Raw genomic sequence first — 5,023 nt, 5'->3', positions numbered from 1 at the left:
GCGTGCCGGCGACGAAGTACTCCAGCAGCCGTTGCTGAACCGAACGCGACAGCCGGCTCCGACGGCGCCTAACCATCTCTCCAACCTAGCCTTTCCACCCTTAGCTAGGTCAGCCCCTCGGACAAATCCGGCGCCCTGCCCCGGCCCGGGATGGTGTGGGGGTTGAGGGCGGCGGGCGGGCATGACTGGAACATACCGCGAACACGTCGCCGGCGGGTAGCGGAATCCGGGCGCGGCCTCAGGCGCCGGGCGGCGGGCCCCAATGGGGCGGCCAGGTGCGGCGGAGGATGGGCAGCGCCTCCATCCGGGCGGCCCAGGCCTGGAGCTTCGGGCCGAGCAGCTCGCCGGCGACCAGCCCCGGGTTGCGCTGCGCGATGCGGCGGCCGAGGGCGATTTCCGGGTAGAGGGTGAGGTCGGCGGCGGAGAGCTCGCCGGCCAGGAACTCGCCCTGGATCAGGGTTTCCCACAAGGCGAGCTCGGCCTGCATGGCGGCCCAGTGGCCGGCGACGCGGGCGGGGTCGCGGCGTTCCGGCGGGGTGAAGAGCACGTCCTGGACCAGGTGTTCCAGCTTGGTGGCGAAATACTCGTCGGCTTCCCGCACCAGGCGGCGCTGGATGGCGCGGGGCCGGGGCTGCGCAGCGAAGAGTGGCGGGTGCGGGGCGATGTCCTCGAGGTATTCGAGGATGGCGGCGGATTCGTAGAGGGCGAAGCCGTCATCGTCCTGCAGGACGGGGACGCGGCGGCGCGGGTTGAGCGCGGCGAAGTCCGGCCGCTTGAAGTCGCCGGCATCGTAGGACATGGGCCGGAGGGCGTAGGCGAGGCCCTTGTGTTCCAGCGCGAGCTGGACGCGCCAGGTGTAGGGGGAGCCGGAGAGGTAGTGCAGCGTGAGGGGCATGGGGGCCTCCTTGGGGCTGCGGTGCATAAGGGCCAGTTCTAGCCATAGCGCGGCAATGCACAGAATCCGTTTGGGCTTTGACCGCCGCGCCGCGCATCTTTCGATGCTGCGACGCTCAGGGGGCCAGAGCCAACTGAGACAACCTCCGCCACGTCTGCGGAAATCGTGCGCGCCGATCGTCAATCCGGTCAACAACTTCGCTTGTGACATCGAACGAAAGCCTAGCCAAGCTCCGACACGCGGAGAGAAAGGCCCGGATAGGTTCCCTTCGCGCTTCGAAATCCGTTCTAGGGCGAACTGACAGGCGACCATTTAGGATGAAATCGCGCTCCGATCTGGATAACGAGCGCGGCAACCAAACACCAAAGTTGTGCCGGTAATTTATTTCATTCCTTATAAAAGATAGCCAGCTTCCATTACTATATCCGGGTGGGGCGAGAAGTGAATGCAGCAGATTTGTCTGAGCGAGGATTGCCGACTGATCAGGGTCGCCCTGCTGCACCACCTCATCTTCAATCCCCCTCAAGAAAACCAGAAAATATCTCCAGAACATATCGTGAGTTCCGCTACTGTCTGGGCTTCTGCGAATTCTCATCTCTGCCAAATCGCTTGCGTTGGTAGCTAGATCGAAGGCATAGTTACCGGCGGAAATACCTGCATCGGGTTGCACGTAAAGTGCTGCCACGGCATTCAGAAAGCTTGCTTGGTTGCTGTCAAATCTTATGAAGCCACGGCCCGTTACGCGGATTATCGTGTGTGCAGCAAAAAAAGCGCTATAATAAGCCTTAACTAGTACCCAGCCCAACGAAGCGGCGTCGCCCACCTCTACCGCGCAAGCAACATGAGACTCTAGACTTGCCATGGCGAAACGTTGAAAATCGAATGCCAAATAACTCGCAACATCATCATAACTAAAGTCGCCCAGTACAGCGTGACCGGCACCAGTGCTACTGAGCACACGGTATTGGCCGCCCTGAATCCAGCCGCGCAATCCGTCTTCACCACTATTTACGTCCGCAGGTAGCCGAAAGGAACGGCGAGACAAAGCCGCAGCCAACTCCTGCACGGCTTCAAAGCGTCATTTTTTCGCGGAGCCTCTTCTCGAGGTACTCACGCAGCTTGACCCAGTTCGCCCCCGGCGCTTGAAGTCGTGCGCTGGGCATATTGACAAACAGTGGACCAAGGATGTCGCCGAAATTGGCAGGTGTGTATCGGCCGGCGAACCGGTCGGATACTCTTTGAGCCACAGCCGGAAATAACGCAACGAACGCTCGAAACACGACAGGCCTTCCGAGCAAGGGATCAGCGGCCTTTTGTGATATCAATACAGACGCTGCCGTTAGATATGCGTTCAGTATGCGGTAAATCTCATCCGGAGTCTTCCCCGCAAAAAGATCAAGCAGCGGCTTCACAGCCCCCCGGAACGTCACTCGCGTGATCTTGTTTTTCGCGCTCTCGAAGGGCGACGTCAGCCCTGCAAGAGCGCTTCCGACCTCGCTATGAAACTTATCAAATATCTCGCGAAGTGTTCCATCAGATTCGTCCTCGATATCAGCGAGCCTCTTTATATCGAGCAGCAACTGTGCCGGAACCGGGCGCTGCTTGGTGTTAATGTCGATGAAAAGTCGGGATTCCTGCTGCCGAGACAGCCCATTGTAGACCACCACAGGCACTCTCAGCGGCGTTCGAGCTTTTGAAAACCCAAAAACCCGATGTTGCCCATCAAGAATCAAGAACGCGCCTTTCTGTTCCCGAAACTCAAGCGTTTTGCCACGCCCTACTATCTTCAATTCAGCTGCTGGCTGCGCCGATAGCACTATTGAGTTCGGGATAGTTCCGCCCTCATCGATGTACTCGGCAATCTCTTCTGCTCTGCGCTCGTCTAGAGTCCGCTGGAAACCGAGCTTCGGATCTTCCTTTCGAGTGGTGACGGTGCACGTGCGCGCTAGAACGTCAGACGGCATAGTCAATGTGTAGAAGTAGTTATCTCCTTGCCGGACGAGACTCACACTGTAACGGTGGTAACGCTCAGTTGGTTCGGCCGCTGGTTTCCTCGCCACTCTGTGGTCCCCCGGATTGCTCGATGCACGTGATTCGGACCGACGCCTTGAAGGCAATCGAGGATCCTGAACGAATCGTTTGCTGTCCAGTGACAGCGACCACCGCCAGCCAAATTGTTGCTGCTAAACTACGCGCAGGTGGCCTTGCCCTGCCCGGTGCCCCCGTTGTAAGCGCCCGCGCATCCCGCACACAGCGACGCTAGGACACCCGCCCCCATGGCGAAGATGCAGGCCAACCAGATGCGTGCCGGCATGGTCATCGAGTTCGAAGGCCAGCGCTACACCATCCTCAAGCAGAACATCATGATCCCCGGGAAGGGCGCGGCCGTCATCCAGGTGGAGATGCGCAACATCAAGTCCGGCGCGAAGAAGGACCAGCGCTGGCGCACCGCCGACACGGTCGAGCGGCTGACCACCGAGGACAAGGAGTTCACCTACTCCTACGCCGATGGCGAGATGCTGGTGCTCATGGACCCGGACACCTACGAGCAGACGCAGGTGCCCAAGGAGATCCTCGGCGACCGCCTGCCCTTCCTGCAGGAGAACATGACCGTCAGCGTCCGCCTGATCGAGGGCGAGCCGGTCGCCATGGACATCCCGGAGACGGTGGTGCTGGAGGTGGTGGAGGCCGATCCGGTGGTGAAGGGGCAGACGGCCGCGTCCTCCTACAAGCCGGCGGTGCTGTCGAACGGCGTGAAGACGATGGTGCCGCCCTTCATCACCCAGGGTGAGAAGATCGTGGTGAAGACCGAAGACGGGTCTTACTACGAGCGGGCGAAGGGGTAGCGTTCAGCGCGTCTTAGCTTCTTAGGTCGGTCGCGCCCCCACCCGCCCTCGCTGCGCTCGGGCACCCTCCCCCGCTTCGCAGGAGAGGGTTCGGACACCCAGCGGGAGAGTTGCGCCAATCTAGGCAGGGGCCCGGGGACGATCATCGTCCCCGGCGGGGCGCGGGGCAGAGCCCCGCTCCAACCATCTTGTGGAAATCCGGGCCGGGGGGTTCACCTCTCCCGGCCTTCGCTCTTTCAGGACCGTGTCATCCGATGGCTGTCTCGCCGCGCATCTCCGCTTCCATGAACGTCGTGCACCAGGCCGTGCAGAAGGCCGGGCGGCGGTTGTTGCGGGATTTCGGGGAGGTGGAGAACCTCCAGGTCACCTCGAAGGGGCCGGGCGACTTCGTGTCGCAGGCGGACCTCCGCGCCGAGCAGACGCTGAAGGAGGAGCTGTCGCGGGCCAGGCCGGGCTGGGCGTTCCTCGGGGAAGAGGGCGGCCAGGCGGATGGCGAGTGGGAATGGCGCTGGGTGGTGGATCCGCTGGACGGCACCACGAACTTCCTGCACGGCATCCCGCACTGGGCGATCAGCGTCGGCGTGGAGAAGCGGATCGACGCGGAGCGGACGGAACTCGTCGCCGGCTGCATCTACAACCCCGCCGCCAACGAGCTGTTCTGGGCCGAGAAGGGCATCGGCGCGTTCCTGAACGACAAGCGGCTGCGCGTCTCCGGCCGGCGGGAGATGGTGCAGGCGCTGTTCGCCACCGGCATCCCCTTCGCGAAGGTGCAGCGCAAGGCGGAGTTCTCGCTGACGCTGGCGAAGCTGATGCCGCTGGTCTCCGGCGTACGGCGCTTCGGCTCGGCGGCGCTGGATCTCGCCTGGGTGGCGGCGGGGCGGTACGACGGGTTCTGGGAGCTGGGGCTGAACCGCTGGGACATCGCGGCGGGCATCGTGATGGTGCGCGAAGCCGGCGGGATCGTGACCGACCCGGCGGGCGGCGACGGCTTCTACGAGAGCGGGCACGTCGTCTGCGGCAACCCCGCGCTGCAGCCGAAGCTGCGCGAGGTGGTGGCGGAGGGCATCGCCGCGGCCGAGGCGGCGCGGGGCGCCGCGCGGGAGTAGCCGCGGCCGGCCTCGCAGGCTTGTAACGGCGCCGCATGGCGCCGACTCGGCCCAACGGGTAGGTTGGCGGGAATGCCTGGACGCCGGAGCCTCGTTGCGCTGACCCTCGTCGCCCTGCCCTGCGCGGCCCGGGCGCAGCCGCAGCGCGCCATGGCGCCCGCGCCGCCGCTGGCGCT

General features: G+C 63.3%; 5 protein-coding genes. 2 read left to right on the top strand and 3 right to left on the bottom strand.

Annotated elements, in window-relative coordinates:
- Nucleotides 1-238: 238 nt before the first annotated feature.
- The 3 genes from OZN99_RS25290 to OZN99_RS25280 form a co-directional block, all read right to left on the bottom strand.
- Nucleotides 239-895, bottom strand: a complete 657-nt coding sequence (locus OZN99_RS25290) for a glutathione S-transferase family protein (RefSeq protein ID WP_270938008.1) — start codon at nucleotides 893-895, stop codon at nucleotides 239-241.
- Nucleotides 896-1,010: 115 nt separating this feature from the next.
- Complete coding sequence (locus OZN99_RS25285) at nucleotides 1,011-1,886, bottom strand: hypothetical protein (RefSeq protein ID WP_270938007.1); 876 nt, start codon at nucleotides 1,884-1,886, stop codon at nucleotides 1,011-1,013.
- A 79-nt stretch (nucleotides 1,887-1,965) separates the two neighbouring features.
- Entirely contained in the window at nucleotides 1,966-2,955 is a 990-nt protein-coding gene (locus OZN99_RS25280; RefSeq protein ID WP_270938006.1) for a DGQHR domain-containing protein, read from the bottom strand.
- A gap of 216 nt (nucleotides 2,956-3,171) precedes the next feature.
- On the opposite strand from OZN99_RS25280, the gene efp reads away from it, so the two are divergent.
- Together efp and OZN99_RS25270 are read left to right on the top strand one after the other, a co-directional pair.
- Entirely contained in the window at nucleotides 3,172-3,741 is a 570-nt protein-coding gene (gene efp, locus OZN99_RS25275; protein ID WP_270938005.1) for an elongation factor P, read from the top strand.
- Between the two features lie 254 nt (nucleotides 3,742-3,995).
- The gene (locus tag OZN99_RS25270) at nucleotides 3,996-4,847 is read left to right on the top strand and encodes an inositol monophosphatase family protein (protein ID WP_270938004.1); all 852 of its coding nucleotides are present in this window, start codon (nucleotides 3,996-3,998) and stop codon (nucleotides 4,845-4,847) included.
- Nucleotides 4,848-5,023: the final 176 nt, after the last annotated feature.

This window comes from Falsiroseomonas oryzae (assembly GCF_027856955.1).
In the GTDB taxonomy this organism is placed as follows: domain Bacteria; phylum Pseudomonadota; class Alphaproteobacteria; order Acetobacterales; family Acetobacteraceae; genus Falsiroseomonas; species Falsiroseomonas oryzae.
This window is presented reverse-complemented; position numbering and strand designations above follow the sequence as displayed.

What these genes read in the sequence shown, in the direction of transcription:
- OZN99_RS25270 (WP_270938004.1), top strand. Translation starts at nt 3,996, where the DNA reads ATGGCTGTCTCGCCGCGCATCTCCGCTTCCATGAACGTCGTGCACCAG.
- OZN99_RS25290 (WP_270938008.1), bottom strand. Translation starts at nt 895, where the DNA reads ATGCCCCTCACGCTGCACTACCTCTCCGGCTCCCCCTACACCTGGCGC.
- efp (WP_270938005.1), top strand. Translation starts at nt 3,172, where the DNA reads ATGGCGAAGATGCAGGCCAACCAGATGCGTGCCGGCATGGTCATCGAG.